This is a genomic window from Streptomyces sp. YJ-C3 (genome assembly GCF_053891275.1).
In genome coordinates this window covers 8,839,303-8,857,926 of sequence record NZ_CM132685.1, presented here as the reverse complement: position 1 = coordinate 8,857,926, position 18,624 = coordinate 8,839,303, and the positions used below count along the sequence as shown (strand labels likewise).

At 68.4% G+C, this 18,624-nt stretch carries 14 protein-coding genes; 13 read left to right on the top strand and 1 reads right to left on the bottom strand.

Features of this window, described 5'->3' with window-relative positions; translation table 11 throughout:
* Positions 1-2: 2 nt before the first annotated feature.
* The 13 genes from ACVHNB_RS40295 (at position 3) to ACVHNB_RS40235 (ending at position 17,523) form a co-directional block, all read left to right on the top strand.
* Positions 3-473 carry an NUDIX domain-containing protein gene (locus tag ACVHNB_RS40295; protein ID WP_456227089.1) on the top strand — a complete coding sequence of 157 codons (471 nt, stop codon included), beginning with the start codon at positions 3-5 and terminating at the stop codon, positions 471-473.
* A gap of 256 nt (positions 474-729) precedes the next feature.
* Positions 730-4,293, top strand: a complete 3,564-nt coding sequence (locus tag ACVHNB_RS40290; RefSeq protein WP_456227088.1) for a DEAD/DEAH box helicase family protein — start codon at positions 730-732, stop codon at positions 4,291-4,293.
* A gap of 14 nt (positions 4,294-4,307) precedes the next feature.
* Positions 4,308-5,828, top strand: coding sequence for a restriction endonuclease subunit S (locus ACVHNB_RS40285; protein ID WP_456227087.1), 1,521 nt, complete (start codon positions 4,308-4,310; stop codon positions 5,826-5,828).
* The gene (locus tag ACVHNB_RS40280; RefSeq protein WP_456227086.1) at positions 5,825-7,384 is read left to right on the top strand and encodes a type I restriction-modification system subunit M; all 1,560 of its coding nucleotides are present in this window, start codon (positions 5,825-5,827) and stop codon (positions 7,382-7,384) included. The genes ACVHNB_RS40285 and ACVHNB_RS40280 overlap by 4 nt, the downstream gene beginning before the upstream one ends.
* Before the next feature lie 73 nt (positions 7,385-7,457).
* Positions 7,458-8,108: a hypothetical protein gene (locus ACVHNB_RS40275; protein ID WP_456227085.1), complete on the top strand. Its 651-nt coding sequence runs from the start codon at positions 7,458-7,460 to the stop codon at positions 8,106-8,108.
* 277 nt (positions 8,109-8,385) lie between these two features.
* Positions 8,386-9,267 (top strand): DUF2797 domain-containing protein, encoded by an 882-nt coding sequence (locus ACVHNB_RS40270; protein ID WP_456227084.1) that lies wholly within the window; start codon positions 8,386-8,388, stop codon positions 9,265-9,267.
* Between the two features lie 151 nt (positions 9,268-9,418).
* The gene (locus tag ACVHNB_RS40265) at positions 9,419-9,790 is read left to right on the top strand and encodes an antibiotic biosynthesis monooxygenase family protein (RefSeq protein ID WP_456227083.1); all 372 of its coding nucleotides are present in this window, start codon (positions 9,419-9,421) and stop codon (positions 9,788-9,790) included.
* Between the two features lie 94 nt (positions 9,791-9,884).
* Positions 9,885-10,739 (top strand): amidohydrolase family protein, encoded by an 855-nt coding sequence (locus ACVHNB_RS40260; protein ID WP_428957616.1) that lies wholly within the window; start codon positions 9,885-9,887, stop codon positions 10,737-10,739.
* 102 nt (positions 10,740-10,841) lie between these two features.
* Positions 10,842-11,552 (top strand): chitinase, encoded by a 711-nt coding sequence (locus ACVHNB_RS40255; protein ID WP_456227082.1) that lies wholly within the window; start codon positions 10,842-10,844, stop codon positions 11,550-11,552.
* 106 nt (positions 11,553-11,658) lie between these two features.
* Positions 11,659-12,408 carry a response regulator transcription factor gene (locus ACVHNB_RS40250; protein WP_428953669.1) on the top strand — a complete coding sequence of 250 codons (750 nt, stop codon included), beginning with the start codon at positions 11,659-11,661 and terminating at the stop codon, positions 12,406-12,408.
* On the top strand, positions 12,405-13,901 hold the full coding sequence (locus ACVHNB_RS40245; RefSeq protein WP_456227081.1) for an ATP-binding protein: 1,497 nt from the start codon (positions 12,405-12,407) through the stop codon (positions 13,899-13,901). The genes ACVHNB_RS40250 and ACVHNB_RS40245 overlap by 4 nt, the downstream gene beginning before the upstream one ends.
* Before the next feature lie 26 nt (positions 13,902-13,927).
* On the top strand, positions 13,928-15,307 hold the full coding sequence (locus tag ACVHNB_RS40240) for a glycosyltransferase (RefSeq protein ID WP_456227080.1): 1,380 nt from the start codon (positions 13,928-13,930) through the stop codon (positions 15,305-15,307).
* Positions 15,304-17,523: an ArnT family glycosyltransferase gene (locus ACVHNB_RS40235; protein ID WP_456227079.1), complete on the top strand. Its 2,220-nt coding sequence runs from the start codon at positions 15,304-15,306 to the stop codon at positions 17,521-17,523. Before ACVHNB_RS40240 ends, ACVHNB_RS40235 begins: the two co-directional genes overlap by 4 nt.
* A 160-nt stretch (positions 17,524-17,683) precedes the next feature.
* Here ACVHNB_RS40235 and ACVHNB_RS40230 read toward each other — a convergent pair whose 3' ends face one another.
* The gene (locus ACVHNB_RS40230; protein WP_456227078.1) at positions 17,684-18,550 is read right to left on the bottom strand and encodes an endonuclease/exonuclease/phosphatase family protein; all 867 of its coding nucleotides are present in this window, start codon (positions 18,548-18,550) and stop codon (positions 17,684-17,686) included.
* Positions 18,551-18,624 lie beyond the last annotated feature (74 nt).

Here is an 18,624-nt window from a genome sequence, read left to right as displayed (position 1 = left end):
CAATGTCGCGGACCGAGTACTACAACGACCCGAACGCACCCAAGCCGAACAGCATGGTTGTCGCGGCCTCCGCGGTCGTGACTGATGAGCAGGGGCGCATCTTGCTCCAGCGTCGTCGGGACAACGGTCTCTGGGCACTGCCGGGGGGAGGCATGGACCTCACCGATTCCCTACCCGGTACGGCGGTCCGAGAAGTCAAGGAAGAGACCGGTCTCGACGTGGAGATCACTGGCTTGGTCGGTACGTACACCGACCCGAAGCACATCATCGAGTACACGGATGGCGAGGTCCGGCGACAGTTCAATGTCTGTTTCACCGCCCGCATCATCGGTGGTCAGCTCTCGATTTCTGATGAGTCGACCGAAGTGAGGTTTGTCCGTCTGGAAGAGCTGGAGGAACTGCCGATGCATCACACTCAGCAGCTCAGGCTTCGGCATTTCTTGGAGCACCGCGGTCATCCGTATCTCGGGTAAGGCTGACGGCAACGATCGGCACGCAGGTACTCATGGTGGTTGACATGGCGACCAGTTCGAGAGGTCGTCAGCGCCCTTCCAGGACGACCCGATCGCACGGTCAGTTAGGCCGTCGACGGGGTCTGCCGCGTTCTACCGGGATGCTCTCGTCTCGGTACGAAGTAGCGTTTGCACCAGAGATATCCCCACCTTCGCACGTCGCCGCTGCGTAAGCTGACGCCCTTGACCGATAGGGCGTGACGGCGGGGGATAGGGCATGGACGACCGGCTTCGTGACTTCGCGAAGGGCTCACCCAACTTCGGGGTGCTGTATCAGCACCAGCCGCTGCTCTCCCTGTACGGGGCTTCCGCCGAAGCGACCGTGTTCACGAACCCCAATTCCTCCCTGGTCCAGGCGGGCCAGTTCGGCGAGGTCCTCGCAGAGGAACTGATCGCTCGTATCGGGATGCGGATCGAGGGCGACCAGCAGATCGACCGGTTGACCGCTCTGACCAGGGCCGGAGTCCTCGTTCCGGAGATCCGCGCAGACTTCGACCGGGTGCGCCGCGACCGCAACAAGGCCGCCCACAGCCATCTCTTCGACACGGCACGGGCCCTGGCTGCCGTACGGATCTGCTACCGGCTCGGCCTCTGGTTCCACGATGCCATCGACGGCCGGCGGACCGTAGCCGAGTTCGTGCCGCCCACGGACCCCGGTGACAGCGCTCAGATCACGGACCCAGCCGAGCTGGCCGAGCTGCGCGAGGCCCTCGACGGCCACCGTCAGGCGCTCACGCAGGCCCGCACGAGGCTCGCCGAAGCCGACGACGCGCTGGAGGCCGAGCGCAGGGCGCGGGCCGAGGCCGAGAGCCTGATCGCCAGCGCCGACGCGAACAAGACCGAACTGCTCGCCCGAGTAGAGCAGTTGAGTAGCAGGATCGAAGAGCTGCGCGACGCCCAGCAGGCGAAGTACGAGGCCGCCCGGAGGCAGCCGCGTGAGGTCGACGCCAAGCGCCGCGAGGCGATCATCCACCGCGCACAGCGGCCCGCCGCGCTCAACGAGGTGCAGGCCCGCGAGGCCATCGACGAGATGCTGCACGCGGCGGGATGGGATGTCCAGGACCGCGACCAGGTCAGTCCGAAAAGGAACGCGGGCGTGGCGGTGCGTGAGTTCACGCTGGCCACAGGCCGTGCGGACTACGTCCTGTATTTCGACGGCAGGATCGTCGGTGTGATCGAGGCCAAGCGAGAGGGAGATCACCTCTCCAGCGCCGTGGAGCAGAACGACCGGTACGCGGCCGGTGTCCTCAAGGAGCACCGGCTCGCCGTCTGGCGGGAGGCGGAGCCGTTCGCGTTCCGCTACGCGACGACCGGCACCGAGACCTATTTCATCAACCGCCTCGACCCCGATGCCCGCTCCCGAGAGGTGTTCTCCTTCCACCGTCCCGAGACGGTAGCCGCCTGGATGCGGCGTGCCGACGAGGCACCGGACGCCCCAACGTTCCGGGCTGCCCTGCGCCGACTGCCCATGCTGGAGCCGAACGGGCTGCGTCTCGCCCAGATCGACGCCATCAGCGGCCTGGAGGAGTCCCTGGGAGAGGACCGGTCGCGGGCACTGATCCAGATGGCGACGGGCGCGGGCAAGACCTTCACCGCCGTGGCACAGACCTACCGGCTGCTCAAGTACGCCAAGGCGCGCCGGGTCCTATTCCTCGTCGACCGCAACAACTTGGGCAGGCAGGCATACGACGAGTTTCGCAAGTTCACGACGCCGGACGACGGCCGCAAACTGTCTGACATCTACAACGTGGACCGGCTCGGGGCGGCGGGGCTCCAGGAAACCTCGTCGGTGGTCATCTGCACGATCCAGAAGATGTACTCGCTGCTGCGCGGGGAGACTCTTGTTGATGACGAGCAGGCAGACGAGGTTTCGGACAGCACGGCGTATGAGGACACGTATGCGACGGACCTGCCCATCGAGGTCTCCTACAACCCGAAGGTCCCGATCGAGTCCTTTGACCTGATCATCGTGGACGAGTGTCACCGCTCGATCTACGGTCTGTGGCGGGGCGTGCTGGAGTACTTCGACGCGCACATGGTCGGTCTGACCGCCACCCCCACACTTCAGACCCTCGGTTTCTTCGGCCGCAACCTGGTCTCCGAGTACACCTATCCGCAGGCCGTCGCGGACGGAGTGAATGTCGACTTCGACGTCGTACGGATGCGCACCGACCTGCGTGAGAAGGGCGCCGCGACCATCGAGTCGGGCACGACGGTGCGGGTCAAGGACCGCAAGACGCGGCGGCAGCGCTACCAGGAACTGGACGACGACTTCACCTACACGACCGGGCAAATAGGCCGCTCGGTGGTGACGGTGGACGAGATCCGGGCGGTACTCACCGCGTACCGGGACAACTGGCGGCGTTGGTTCCCCGGCCGGACTGAGCTTCCGAAGACCCTGATCTTCGCGGTCGGAGAGGACCATGCGGAAGATGTCCTCGCCCAGGTCAAGGAGGTCTTCGGGCGCGGCGACGACTTCGCGAAGAAGATCACGTACAAGAGCCGCCAGGCCGGCGAGGACCCGGACGAGCTGATCCGAGCGCTGCGGACCTCGCCCCGGATGCGGGTCGCCGTCACCGTCGACATGATCGCGACCGGTACGGACGTGAAGGCCCTGGAGTGCGTGATCTTCCTGCGCGAGGTGCGCAGTGCCGTCCTCTTCGAGCAGATGAAGGGCCGCGGCGCTCGCACCATCGACGCGACAGAGCTCCAGGAGGTCACACCGGATGCAGACGCGACGGTCCGCAAGGACCGGTTTGTACTCGTCGACGCGGTTGGGGTGACGGACTCCCCGCTGGTGGATGCCAAGCCGTTGGTGCCGGCAGGCGAGCGGCAGGTCTCACTGGCCAAGCTGCTGGACAAGGCCGGTACGAAATCGATCAGCGCGAGTGAGGCCGAGATCCTGGCGGGACGGCTGGCGCGGCTCAACCAGCAGTTGACGGAGGAGGAGCGCGAGCAGCTGACGCGCGCCTCAGGCGGGGAGACCCTTTCCGAGATCGCGGGCGACATTGTGAAGGCAGTGGATCCGGACCGGCAGGAGCGGGCTCTGGAGCAGGGCGGCCAGGCGGCGGCCAGGCAGCTCGTGGAGGACGCAATCGCTCCGCTGACGGAGTATCCCGATCTTCGGCGGCACATCATCGAGATCCGGCGGGACAAGGACTACCTCTTCGACGAGTTCACAGCTGTTGAGGTGACGGATCTCGACGAGATCCCGCGCGATGAGCGGGCCCGGGAGCAGGTCGGCCGCTGGAGCCAGCTACTGAAGGACGAGCGCGACCGAATCGCTGCGGTCAGTATTGCCCTGACAAGTCCCCGGTCCGTTTCCCCTGCGGAGGCGTATGCCGCGCTGAAGGAACTGGCACTGGAGATCCGCCGCCCGCAGTACGCGTGGACGCCGCAGGCCCTATGGACGTATTACGAGGACCTGGGCGCGGCGGTCCGCTCCGACGGCGGCCGGGAGGCGGGAGTCCCTGACTTGATCTCGCTCATCCGGTACGAGCTCGGGGTGGACGACGAGCTGCGTCCATACCGTGAGACGGTGGAAGTGCGCTTCGAGGGGTGGCTGCTCAAGCAGCAGCAGGCGGGGGCGGACTTCTCCGACGAGCAGCTGTGGTGGCTGCGGTCCATACGGGACGTGGTGGCGAGCGACGTCGGGATCAGTACGGCGGAGTTCAACGCCGAGCCTTTCAAGGGAAAGGGTGGCGGCCGGGGGTTCGCGCACGCGTTTCCGGGGCGGGATGTTCGATCGTTGTTGGGTGAGCTGAATCGAGAGTTGGCTTGAGCGGGTTGAGTGACATGGAGCTTCCGGGCAGGTGGGTTTGGGCCACCCTGGGGGATGTCGCCAGTTGGGGCAGCGGGGGGACGCCCAAGAGCGGTGTCAGTCAGTTTTACGGCGGAGATATCCTGTGGGTTGTTAGCGGCGATCTGAACGACGGGCCAATCTACTCATCCACGTCCAGCATCACGGCTGAGGGGCTGAAATCAAGCTCAGCAAAATGGGTGCCTGAAGGATCCGTGCTTATCGCCATGTACGGTGCCACGATTGGCAAGCTAGCCATCACCGGGCGACCGCTTACCACCAATCAGGCAGTTGCGTTCGCAACCCCGCATCAAGAATTTATGGACAAACGTTTCCTGTTCTGGTACCTGCGGTCTCAGCGCGATGCCCTCCGTAAGGCTGGAAAAGGTGGGGCCCAGCCAAACATTAGCCAGACAATTCTCAAAGCTTGGCCAATCCCAGTGCCTCCTCTCGCGGAGCAGCTTCGTATTGTTGAGGTAATCGAAGCTCGCCTCTCCCACCTCGACGCCGCCTCGCAGTCCCTTGCCCATGCTCAAACGTTGATCCCCTTGCAGAGGCGTGCCCTTCACACCGCCGTTACGGAGGGAAAGGTCGTCAACAGCACGGGCGACGTATCGGATTTCATTGCCTCACGACGTGAATCCTGGAGAGCCGCAAATGGAGAGAGGAGGTACAAAGAGCCTGCTGTGGCAGATGCTGATCACGTACCAGTTGTCCCCCAGGGATGGAACGTGTTCAGTCTAGAAGCTCTCACCGACCCCATGCGAATCATCCGCTACGGAATCTTGACGCCCAAAGTCAAGAGCGGTGGCACCGTTCCATATGTGGAAGTAAAGGATCTGAAAGGATGTTCACTTCATGAAAAGGAACTCCATCTGACGAGTGCAGAATTGGACGCGCAATTTGCAGGGGCCAGGATTAAATCAGGCGATGTCCTTCTTGCCGTGAGAGGCTCATACGACCGTTCTGCGGTGGTCTCGAAGGGGCTGAACGGCGCCAACGTGAGCCGCGATGTCGCTCGAATTGCTCCTCTGCCCGGGCTTGATCCCGAGTATCTCCACCTCTATCTGCAGAGTAGTTTTTCACAGCGTTATCTCAAAGCGCACGCCCGCGGTGTTGCCGTGAAGGGCGTCAACATCGCTTCTATCCGCGCTCTACCTGTGGTTGTTCCTTCACTTGCCACTCAGATGAAGATCATCGAGGTATGTCAACAAAAGCTCTCCGCCATCGATGCCGCTGAGAAGGTGATAACTCTTTCGTCTTACCGATGTATGACACTTCGGAAATCACTGCTGACTCGCGCGTTCCGCGGCAAACTCGTCCCACAGGACCCCGCTGACGAGCCCGCCTCAGTCCTCCTTGACCGCATCCGGGCCGATCGCGAGGTCGCGGGTGGCAAGCCCAAGCGGACGACTCGCCGCCCCCGCAAGGCGGCCACCGCAGATGCACCGCCCCCGCCGCCTGCTTCCTCAAATTCCGCCCCCACCAACTCCGTTCAGCAGGAGCTTCCGCTGTGACCCCCGCATCCCCCGCCTTGGCGCACGCGCAGACCAACACCCTGGTCGCCAAGCTTTGGAACTACTGCAATGTCCTCAGGGACAACGGCCTGTCCACCATCGAGTACGTCGAGCAGCTCTCGTACCTGCTCTTCCTCAAGATGGCCGACGAGATCGCCTCCGACCCCTTCACGGAGCAGGAGGCCAAGACCGTCGTACCCGCCGCGTACGACTGGCAGTCCCTCGCCCGTCTCAAGGGCATCGACCTCGAAGTCCACTACCGCAAGACCCTCGAAGAGCTCGCCAAGAACCCCGGCACCACCCTCGGCACGATCTTCGCCAAGTCCCAGAACCGCATCACCGAGCCCGCCCTGCTCGAAAAGCTGGTCGTCGACCTGATCGGCAAGGAGGACTGGACGATCCAGGGGACGGACCTCAAGGGCGACGCCTACGAGGGTCTGCTTGCCAAGGGCGCCGAGGACACCAAGACGGGTGCTGGCCAGTACTTCACGCCCCGCGCGCTCATCGACGCCATGGTCGACGTGATGCAGCCGAGGCCCGAGGACACCATCACCGACCCCGCCTGCGGTACCGGCGGCTTCCTGATCGCGGCGCACAGCTACATCCGCAAGCACCATATGCAGCACTTGTCACGGGAGCAGCGTCTCGAACTCGGGTCCGGCAAGATCTGGGGCAACGAGCTGGTCACCGGCACAGCCCGCCTGGCCGCCATGAACATGCTGTTGCACGGCATCGGTGACGCCGACGGCAAGTCCCTCATCACCGTGGGTGACGCTCTCGCCGACAAGCCCGACCGCCATGCGTCACTCGTACTCGCCAACCCGCCCTTCGGTAAGAAGTCCGCGATCACGATCGTCGGGACGGACGGCAAGGCCGAGAGGGAAGACATCTCGTACGAGCGGGACGACTTCCGCGCCACCACCACCAACAAGCAGCTCAACTTCCTTCAGCACATCATGTCGCAACTGGAGATGAACGGCCGTGCGGCTGTTGTCCTGCCGGACAACGTGCTCTTCGAAGGCGGCGCGGGGGAGAAGGTACGTCGACGCCTGCTCGACGAGTTCGACCTGCACACCATCCTGCGCCTGCCCACCGGCATTTTCTACGCGGGCGGCGTCAAGGCCAACGTCCTGTTCTTCGAGAAAAAACCGCCCCGCAGCGGGGGCGCCCACAACACCTCAAGCCTCTGGGTCTACGACTTCCGCACCGCCAAGCACTTCACCCTCAAGCAACACCCGCTGACCCGCGCGGCTCTGGAGGAGTTCGTTGAGGCGTACCTGCCCGGCAAGTTGCGCAGCGAGCGGGTGGAGTCTGAGCGCTTCAAGTCCTTCGACTACGACGAGCTCATCGCCCGCGACAAGGTGAATCTGGATATCACCTGGATGACGGACCCGGCACTCGACGACGCCGACAGTCTGCTGCCGCCTGAGGTGATCGCCCAGGAGATCGTCGAGGATCTGCAGGCCGCGTTGAGTGAGTTCGCGGCCATTGCAGAGGCCCTCGGTGGTGAGGTCTCGGCCGACACCGACGCGATTGAGCCAACTGAGAGTGGTTGATCCAGAACTGGGTTGCCCCTCCCCCGTCCCGTCGGAATCCTGAGTTCTCAGACCAGCGAGACGGGGGAGCTTCATGCCGGCCGCACAGCCGCAGACACGCGAGTTTCGGGCGTTCCTGACCAACCTCGAGTACGCCCGGAAGATGATCGTGGCGGGTCAGAGCTTGGCTGCCTTCCAGTCTCCGGTCATCGACATCGGAGACTTCTATCGGGCGGCCTGGGTGCAGGCCGTCAGCGCCATCGACCACTGGTTCCACGAGGAGCTGTACCGGCGTGTGGCCGAGCTGGCAGCCGAGGACAGCCCCGGAATGCCCTACCAGCTGACGAAGTTCGAGCTGCCCTTGGCCAAGGTGGAGGAAGTGCGGCGCGGTACTACCACGCTCGCCGATGCCGTTTCCGAGCATGTCAAGGCGAAGTGGGGCAACGCAGCCCTACAGAATCCTCGCAAGATCAGCGAGGCCCTGAAGCTGGTGACGGAAGAAGACATCTGGGCGAAGGCCGCCATCAAGATCAACGAGTGGAACCATGGCCGTACGGCCATGAATGCGCAGACGCTGAAGCAGAAGTACAACTCGATCACCGATCGCCGCAACAGGATCGCCCACGATGCGGACCTGCTGGACGGCGACCTCAAGCGTCGCCGCCCTATCTCTGACGCTGAAGTGACTGACGCGATTGACTGGATCGAGCGAATCGCCCTCGCCATCGCGACAGTGCTGGGATGAGCCGACGTCTCAGGCACCGCCATAGCGTTAAGGTCACTATTCGGAGCTGACGGCAGCCCTGACGGCAACGGCGGCACACAGACGCGCATCATCGCTGCGATGAGCGATCGCAATGGGAGGCCGCCGGTGCTCCTAGTGACGTGCTGCCCGATCCTACGGATCAGAAGGTTGCAGGTTCGAATCCTGCCGAGTGCACACAGAGAAGAAGCCCCCGGAGATCCTCCGGGGGCTTCTTCGTGTATCCGGCGTTGTCAGTGGGCTGCGTCATGCTGGCCGTATGACGTGGTGGTGCACCGGGATGCGATGGCGTGGGGGCGGGCCGGTGTTCGGGTGGACGGGGGACGGGGGTGAGCGGGAGAGCGGGGTGAGGTTCGGGGAGCCGGTCGCGTTCCGGGTCGGTGGGGTGCGGCGGTGTCCGGGGGTGTGGCGCGGGGGACGGCGGACGCCGTGTCCGGGGCGGGAGGCCGCGCCGGTGCGGGGGACGCGGGCGCAGTGCGGGGAGTGCGCGGGGATCGACCGGGCGCGGTCCGTGGCCGCGGACACCCTCGCCGATGATCCGCGGCCGTACCACGTGTATCTGGCGTGGTTCGGGGACGGACTGGTGAAGGTGGGGATCACCGGTGTGGGGAGGGGGAGCGCGCGGCTGCTGGAGCAGGGGGCGGTGGCCTTCACCTGGCTGGGGCGGGGGCCGTTGATGGCGGCCCGGCGGGCCGAGGAGCTGCTGCGGGTGGCGCTCGGGGTGCCCGACCGGATTCCGTACGAGCGCAAGCGTGCCGTTCGGGCGGGGCTGGCCGGGGTCGAGGGGCGGGGCGCCGAGCTGGTGCGGGCGCATGCCGTCGCCGCGGGGATCGGGGACGGGTGGCCCGAGTCGTTGGAGCGGCTGCCGTGCCGGGTCGTCGATCACGGGGAGGCGTTCGGGCTCGCGGCGATCGACCGGGTGGACGCCGTGGTGAGCGGGCTCGTCGAGGGGGCCGTGGTGGCGGGGACCGTGGTCGCGGCCGCCGGGCCCGATCTGCATCTCGTCGAGCCGGCCGGGCGGCGGCTCGTGGTGGACACGCGGGTGCTGGCCGGTTGGCCGTTGGAGCGGGCGCCGGCCGGTGCGAGCGGGGCGGGGGTCGTGGTGCGGGAGGTGCCCGGGGTGCAGGGCGGGTTGTTCTAGGTCCTGTCCGCCGGACGTGGCCAGCCCCCCTGGAACGACCGGCTGACCGGCCGGCCGGTTGTCGACCGGAGGGTCAAGTCTCGGCTCCCGTACGGCAAGGAGCGGAGCGGGAGGGTGGACAGCGGGGAGGGGACCGGTGACCGTGGGGGACATGAGTGATCACAGCGATGCGCCTGTCCGGCCGTTGCCGGCCTTCGAACTGCCTTACTACGTCGTGGTGTTCAGTTCCGTGCGCACGGAGGGGGACCACGGGTACGGGGAGACGGCCGGGCGGTTGGACGAGCTGGTGCGGGAGATCCCCGGCTACTTGGGGCACGAGTCGGCGCGCAACCCCGGCGGGCTCGGGATCACCGTGTCGTACTTCCGGGACGTCGCGGCCATCGAGCGGTGGCGGTCGGTCGGCGATCATCGGGACGCGCAGCGGCAGGGGCGGGCCGAGTGGTACGAGGCGTACACCGTGCATGTCGCCGAGGTCGTGCGCGGCCACGGGTTCGCGCGTGAGCGGAGTGAGCGAAGTGAGTGAAGTGGGCGGAGTGGGCGGGGTGAGTGAGACGCACAGGGGGAGCGGCGGCAGCGACGGGAGTGATGGGAGCGACGGGAGTGGTGAGGCGCGGCAGATCGCCGCGTTTCGCGCGCGGCACGGGTTGCCGGGCCTCGTCGACGTGCACACCCACTTCATGCCCGACCGGGTACTGCGCAAGGTGTGGGCGTACTTCGACGCGGCCGGGCCGCTGGTGGGGGCCGAGTGGCCGATCGCGTACCGGGAGGAGGAGGGGGTTCGGCTCGCGCGGCTCCGGGAGTTCGGGGTCGTGGCCTTCACCTCCATGCTGTATCCGCACAAGGCGGGGATGGCGCAGTGGCTGAACGGATGGGCCGCCGATTTCGCCGCGCGGACGCCGGACTGCCTGCACACCGCCACCTTCTATCCCGAGCCGGGCGTCGAGGCGTATGTGCGGCGGGCGGTCGAGGCGGGGGCGCGGGTCTTCAAGGCGCATGTGCAGGTGGGGGCGTACGACCCGAACGATCCGCTGCTCGATCCCGTCTGGGGCCTGCTCGCCGAGGCCGGTGTGCCCGTCGTGACGCACTGCGGGTCGGGGCCCGCGCCCGGCAAACACACCGGGCCCGAGCCGATGGCGCGGGTGCTCGCCCGGCATCCGCGGCTGCCGCTCGTCGTCGCCCACCTGGGGATGCCGGAGTACGCCGAGTTCCTGGATCTGGCCGAGCGGTACCGGGAGGTGCGGCTCGACACGACGATGGCGTTCACCGGGTTCAGCGAGCGGCAGGCGCCGTTTCCGAAGGGTGAGCTGGGGCGGCTCGCCGATCTGGGGGACCGGGTGTTGCTGGGCAGCGACTTCCCGAACATTCCCTATCCGTATGTGCATCAGCTGCACGTGATCGAGGAGTTGGGTCTTGGGGCGGACTGGGTGCGGTCCGTCTGTTACGGGAACGGGGCGGCGCTCTTCCTCAAGTAGGGCGGGTGTGACGGGAGGTGAGCTGGGTAGGTTCGGGCGCGGACGCTTGGTCCAGACCAACTTCCCGGAGGTGCTGGTGTGTTGAGGCGATGTGCGGTGTGGGTGCTGGCCGCCGCTGTCGGGTTGCTCGGTGCCGTCGTCGTACCGGGATCGGCGACCGCCGCGCCGGGCACGTCCGGCCCGGCCGGCAGGGGGCGCTTCGTCGTCAGCGAGGCGCAGTTCGAGCGGATGTTCCCGCAGCGGGACTCCTTCTTCACGTACGAGGGTCTGGTGAAGGCCACCGAGGCGTACCCGCGCTTCGCGCACACCGGCGGCCGGGCGCTGCGGAAGCGGGAGGCCGCCGCCTTCCTCGCCAACGTCAGCCATGAGACGGGAGGGCTGTACTACGTCGTCGCGCAGAACAAGGAGACGTATCCGGTCTTCTGCGACGAGACGCAGCCCTACGGCTGTCCCGCCGGGCACGACGCCTACTACGGGCGCGGCGCGATCATGCTCAGCTGGAACTTCAACTACAAGGCCGCGGGGGACGCCCTCGGTCTCGACCTGCTGAACAACCCGTGGCTGGTCGAGCAGGATCCGGCCGTGGCCTGGATGACCGCCCTCTGGTACTGGAACACGCAGACCGGTCCCGGAACGATGACCGGGCACGACGCGATGGTGTCGCGGGCCGGGTTCGGGGAGACCATCCGCAGTCTGAACGGGACCGCCGAGTGCGACGGCGGGAACACCGCGCAGATGCGGCACCGCGTCGACCTGTACGTCTCCTTCACCCGGCTCCTGCACGTCGCGCCGGGGCGCGGGCTGACCTGCTGACCGCAGGCCGCGTGCAAGGGCGTGCCTGAGAGACACCTGTGCGTTTCTCAGGGAATTCACAGGTTCGGAAAAGGGTGCTCTCAGAGGAGCGTCGCAAGGTTGCAACATGACCGCGACCTCGCCCCAGGGGCGTACCGAACTGCTGAGGCCGGACGGAAGCCCCGTCCGGGTGCTTGTCGTGGACGACGAGCAGTCGATCACCGAGCTGTTGTCCATGGCCCTGCGCTACGAGGGCTGGCAGATCCGGGCCGCAGGTGACGGGACCGGAGCCGTGCAGACCGCGCGCGAGTTCCGGCCCGACGCCGTCGTGCTCGACATGATGCTGCCGGACATGGACGGGCTGAGCGTGCTCGGGCGGCTGCGCCGTGAGCTGCCCGAGGTCCCCGTTCTGTTCCTCACGGCGAAGGACGCCGTGGAGGACCGGATCGCCGGGCTCACCGCGGGCGGCGACGACTACGTCACCAAGCCGTTCAGCCTGGAGGAGGTCGTCGCGCGGCTGCGCGGGCTGATCCGGCGCACCGGGGCGGCCGACCGGCGCAGCGAGTCCGTGCTCGTCGTCGGTGACCTGATGCTCGACGAGGACAGCCACGAGGTGTCGCGGGGCGGGGCCCACATCCACCTGACCGCGACCGAGTTCGAGCTGCTGCGGTTCCTGATGCGCAATCCGCGGCGCGTGCTCAGCAAGGCGCAGATCCTGGACCGGGTGTGGTCCTACGACTTCGGCGGCCAGGCCAATGTCGTCGAGCTGTACATCTCGTACCTGCGGCGGAAGATCGACGCGGGGCGGGAGCCGATGATCCATACGCGGCGCGGGGCGGGCTATCTGATCAAGCCTGCCGCTACGACGGTGTCGTGAAGCGGGCCCGCACCCTGCGGACCCGGCTCATCGTCACGGCCGTCGGGCTCATCGCCCTGGTCAGCGTGGTCATCGGCACGGTGACGACCCTGGCGCTGCATTCGTATCTGTACGGGCAGCTGGACGACAAGGTCGGGCAGGTCGTCCGCATGGCCGGGGGCGGCGGTGGCCCCGAGGGCCGGGAACCCGGGGGGCAGGCGCGCGCACACGACCTGTCGTTCCTGGGCCTGCCGGGTCCCGGCGGCCAGTACACGGTGGGCGCGCTGGTCGACGACGGCTCGCTCACGCAGGCGGCGATCTCCGACCGCGATTCCCTGACGGGCACCACCGATCTGACCGCGTCCCAGAAGGACGCCCTCGCCTCCGTCCCCCGTGATGGCCGGCCGCACAGCGTCAGCCTGCCCGGCCTCGGGAACTACCGCGTCCAGTCGTCCGACGACGGCACGTTGGTCGTCGGCCTGCCCTCCGGCGACGTCGACTCCACCCTCAACACCCTCATCGTCATAGAACTGTCCGTCACCGGCGCCGGCCTGCTGGCCGCGGGCGTGACCGGCGCCGTGATGGTCGGCGTCGCCCTGCGCCCCCTGCGCCGCGTCGCCGCGACAGCGACCCGCGTCTCCGAACTCCCCCTCCACAGCGGCGAAGTCACCCTCTACGAACGGGTCCCGGACGCCGAGGCCGATCCCAGGACCGAGGTCGGGCAGGTCGGGGCCGCGCTCAACCGGATGCTCGACCATGTGCACGGCGCCCTGGAGGCGCGGCAGCAGAGCGAGACGCGTGTGCGGCAGTTCGTCGCGGACGCCAGTCATGAGCTGCGCACCCCGCTCGCCTCCATCCGCGGGTACGCCGAACTGACCCGGCGCGGCCGCGAGGAGACCGGCCCCGACACCCGGCACGCCCTCGGCCGCATCGAGTCCGAGGCGCACCGGATGACCGGCCTGGTCGAGGATCTGCTGCTGCTCGCCCGGCTCGACGCGGGCAGACCGCTGTCGTACGAGCCGACGGACCTGTCGCCCCTCGTCGTGGACGCGCTCAGCGACGCCCGCGCCGCCGACCGGGACCACGCCTGGCGGCTCGAACTGCCCGACGAACCGGCCACCGTGCTCGCCGACTCCGCGCGGCTGCACCAGGTCCTGGTCAACCTGCTCGCCAATGCCCGTACGCACACGCCCCCGGGCACCACCGTCACCGCCCGCGTGCACCGGCACGGCCCCTGGGTCCGTCTCGACGTGCAGGACGACGGGCCCGGCATCCCCGCAGAGCTGCAGCCGCACGTTTTCGAGCGGTTCGCGCGCGGGGACTCCTCGCGGTCCCGCAAGGCCGGCTCCACCGGTCTCGGGCTCGCCATCGTGCAGGCCGTCGCGGCCGCGCACGGGGGTGCCGTGACCGTCGACAGCGTGCCCGGCAGGACGGTGTTCACCGTGCATCTGCCGGCCCATCAGGAGCCCGTCATGTACTCACAGGCAGGGCATAGCGTCACCACACAGCGCTAACAGGGCAGTTGGCGAATGTCGATGGCATGCGAACCGACTCTTCTCCGGGCATCGACCCCACCGCCGCGAGGTTCGGGGCGCTGCCGGCGCGGGAGCACCTCCCCGTGGGCAGCGGCGATGTGCCGGTCCTGGACGTTGTCATCCCCGTCTACAACGAGGAGAAGGACCTCGGCGCCTGCGTGCGCAGACTCCACGCCCACCTCGTGCGCACCTTCCCCTACCGTTTCCGCATCACGGTCGCGGACAACGCCTCCACCGACAGCACACCCCAGGTCGCCCACGGGCTGACCGCCGAGCTGCCGGGCGTCACGTACTCCCGGCTGGAGCAGAAGGGGCGCGGGCGCGCCCTGCGCACCGTCTGGTCGGCGTCCGACGCCCCCGTCCTCGCGTACATGGACGTCGACCTGTCCACCGACCTGAACGCCCTGCTGCCGCTCGTGGCCCCCCTCATCTCCGGGCACTCGGATCTCGCGATCGGGTCCCGGCTGGCCCGGTCCTCCCGGGTCGTGCGCGGCCCGAAGCGCGAGTTCATCTCCCGCGCCTACAACCTCATCCTGCGCGGCTCGCTGCAGGCCCGCTTCTCCGACGCCCAGTGCGGCTTCAAGGCGATCCGGCGCGATGTGGCGCAGGTGCTGCTGCCGCTGGTGGAGGACACCGGCTGGTTCTTCGACACCGAGATGCTGGTCCTCGCCGAGCGGGCCGGGCTCCGTATCCACGAAGTGCCCGTCGACTGGGTCGACGACCCGAACTCGACGGTCCACATCGTCAAGACGGCCACCGAGGACCTCAAGGGCGTGTGGCGCGTCGGCCGGGCGCTCGCCACCGGCTCGCTCTCCCTCGACCGGCTGGCCCGCCCCTTCGGCGACGACCCGCGCGACCGACAGCTCCCGGGCGTGCCCAAGGGGCTGGCCCGCCAGCTGGTCGGCTTCTGCGTCGTCGGCGGTCTGTCGACGCTGCTCTACCTGCTGCTCTACTCCGGCTTCCGTACGTTCTCGGGGGCCCAGGTCGCCAACGCGCTCGCCCTGCTCGTCTCCGCGGTCGCCAACACCGCCGCCAACCGGCGGCTGACCTTCGGGGTGCGCGGCCGTGACCGGGCCGTCCGCCATCAGGCCCAGGGCCTCGTCGTCTTCGGCATCGGGCTCGCCCTGACCAGCGGTTCCCTCGCCGCCCTCAACGCGGCGTCCGGCAGCCCGGCGCACTCCACCGAGCTGGCCGTGCTCATCGCGGCCAACCTCGCGGCGACCGTGCTGCGCTTCCTGCTCTTCCGGGCGTGGGTGTTCCCCGAGCGCACCGCCCCGGCTCCCGTGCACCATCCTCAGGTTCCGCAGGCCTGGGACGACGCGACGGCGCAGCTGAACGCCGTACGCGCCCACGACCACGACCTCGATCCCAGGACACCGCGATGACCACAGACCTCCATCCGTACGACGCCGCTCCGGCGGCGCCCGAGGCATCACCTCCTCCCGGCGGCGGACACGGCCGTCCCAAGGACTCCCTCCCGCGGCGCGTGTGGCGCGGCCGGCCCGAGGACGCGCGCTGGGTGCGCCCGGCCTTCCTCGGCCTGCTCCTCGTCATCGGCCTCGCCTACCTGTGGAACCTCTCCGCGTCCGGCTACGCCAACTCCTTCTACTCGGCGGCCGTCCAGGCGGGCAGCGAGAGCTGGAAGGCGTTCTTCTTCGGCTCGTCCGACGCGGCGAACGCCATCACCGTCGACAAGCCCCCGGCCGCGCTGTGGCCCATGGCGCTGTCCGTGCGGATCTTCGGCCTGAACTCCTGGGCGATCCTCGTCCCCGAGGTCCTGATGGGCCTGGCCACCGCCGGTGTCCTGTACGCGGCCGTGCGCCGCCGCTTCAGCGCCGCCGCGGGCCTGATCACCATGGCGGTGTTCGCGACGACCCCGGTCGCCGCGCTGATGTTCCGCTTCAACAACCCGGACGCGCTGCTCGCGCTGCTGATGACCGTCACGGTCCACTGCGTGCTGCGCGCCGTGGAGCGCGGCCGCACCAAGTGGCTGGTCTGGGCGGGCGTCGCCGTCGGCTTCGCCTTCCTCACCAAGACGCTGCAGGCCTTCCTGATCCTGCCGCCGCTCGCCGTGCTCTACGCGGTCCTCGCGCCGACGCGGCTGCGCAAGCGGCTGGGCCAGCTCGCCCTCGCCGGGCTCGCGATGATCGTCGCGGGGGGCTGGTGGGTGGCCGTCGTGGAGCTGTGGCCCGCGTCCTCGCGCCCGTACATCGGCGGCTCCCAGAACAACTCGTTCCTTGAACTGACCTTCGGCTACAACGGCCTCGGCCGGATCAGCGGCGACGAGACCGGCTCCGTCGGCGGCGGTGGCGGCGGCACGGGCGGCACCGGCCAGTGGGGCGAGACCGGCATCGGCCGGATGTTCAACTCCGAGATCGGCAGCCAGATCTCGTGGCTGATCCCGGCCGCGCTGATCCTGTTCGTCGCGGGTGTCGTCCTGACGTGGAAGGCGAAGCGGACGGACACGGCACGCGCCGCGTTCCTCGCGTGGGGCGGCTCGCTGCTGATGACCGGCCTGGTCTTCAGCTTCATGGCCGGCATCTTCCACCAGTACTACACGGTGGCCCTGGCCCCCTACGTCGCGGCGCTGATCGGCATGGGCGCGACGGTCCTGTGGGAGGAACGGGCGCGGATCACGGCGTCGGCGACCCTCGGCGTCTCGGTCGCGGTCACGGCCGTGTGGGGTCACGTACTGCTCGGGCGGACGGCGGACTATCTGCCGTGGCTGCGGTGGGCCGTGCTCATCGGCGGGCTCGTGGCAGGACTCGGACTCGCGTTCGCGGGTCGTCTCAACCGTCAACTGGCGCTCGGCGCGGCCGGGCTGGGCCTCGTGGCGTCCCTCGCGGCGCCGACCGCGTACACCATCAGCACGCTGAACACCGGGCACACCGGGTCGATCGTCACGGCGGGTCCCTCGGGGGCGAGCATGATGGGCGGCGGCGGGCCCGGTGGGGGCGGTGGCGGTGGCCGGGGCGGATTCCCCGGCGGCGGCCAAGGCGGCCAAGCCGGTCAGGGCGGCCAAGCCGGTCAGGGCGGTCAGGGTGGCCAGATGGGCCAGCCGCCCACCGGCACCGGCACCGGCAACCAGCAGGGCGGCGGCTTCCCCGGCGGCGGCATGCCCGGCCAGAACCAGCAGGGCAACCAGAACCAGCAGGGCAACCAGGGCACCGGCAAGACCCAGCGGCAGGGCGGCATGGGCGAGGGCGGGCCCGGCGGTGGCGGCGGCATGGGCGGACTGCTCAACGGCGCCCAGGTCAGCACCAAGGCCAAGAAGCTGCTGGAGAAGAACGCCGACGACTACACCTGGGTGGCGGCCACGGTCGGTTCCCAGAACCAGGCGAGCTACCAGCTGGCCACCGGCGACCCGGTGATGGCGATCGGCGGCTTCAACGGCACGGATCCGTCGCCGACGCTGGCCCAGTTCAAGCAGTACGTCGAGGACGGAAAGATCCACTACTTCATCGGGAGCGGTTCCGGTGGCGGCATGGGTGGATCGAGCTCCGGCTCATCGTCCAAGATCACGTCGTGGGTGGAGTCCCACTTCAAGAAGGTGACGGTCGGGAGCGCCACGTTCTACGACCTGACGCAGCCGAAGAGCTGATTCCTTCTCCCTGCTCTCGCCCCTTCCCGAAGCGGGAAGGGGCGAGAGCACGTCCGATCAAGCCCCTGCGGCGATTGAGCAGCGGGGCCCGGGGCGGAGCCCCGTGTCGTTCGCCGTCGCGCGGCCGGTGGGGGGCTGGTCGCGCAGTTCCCCGCGCCCCTCAGCGGGGCATGGACAGATCGGCCACCACCGGCCTGTGGTCCGACGCGGCCGCCTCGCCCGGCACCGACACCGACCGCACCCGTATCCCCTCCCCCACCGCCACGTAATCGATCCGGTTCACGGGCGCGTCCGCCGGATACGTGCCGCCGTTCGCCGGCCCCGCATCCCGCAACTCCTGCCACAAGGGTCCGAGTTCCGGCGCCGACGGAGCCGCGTTGAAGTCGCCGAGCAACACCTGCCGCGCCCCCGGGACGGAACCCCGTTCGGCTGCCATGATCCGCCGCGTGTCCGCGACCTGCGCCACCCGCACCGCCGGGTCCGCGCGGTAGTCGAGGTGTGTCACGAACACCTGCACCGGCACCCCGCGCACCTTCAGCGTGACCTCGCCGAAGCCGGGGGCCGGCGCCGGTACGGGGTTCGGGTCCTGCGTGGACAGCCGGGTGATCTCGTGGTTCGCGGCGGCCCGGATCGGATACCGGGACAGCACCGCCACTCCGAACTCGCGCCGCGGTCCCCCGGCCGGGTCCGGATCGAGGCTGTAGATCGGCGCGAACGACACCCGCATCCCGAGCCGCTCCGCCAACTCCCGTGCCACGTCGCGTCCTTGGCTGCGGGTGCCCCAGTGCACGTCCACTTCCTGGAGCCCGATCACGTCCGCGTGCAGCGAGCGCAGCGCTGCCGCCTGCCGGTCGAGGTCGAAGACGTTGTCCATGCCGGACCCGGCGTGGATGTTGTAGGTGGCGATCCGGAGGGGGACCGCGCCGTGGGGTCCGGCCGCGGCCGAGGCGGGCGGCACCGCCAGGACCAGGCTCAACAGGGCTGCGGACAGGGTCAGTTGAGGCAGTGCGCGGGTGCGTATCGGCATGCCGGAACCGTATGCGGAAAACCTTGTTGTACGCCGTACGTCTTATCCCTTACGGTGTACGGCGACGCTCAGTC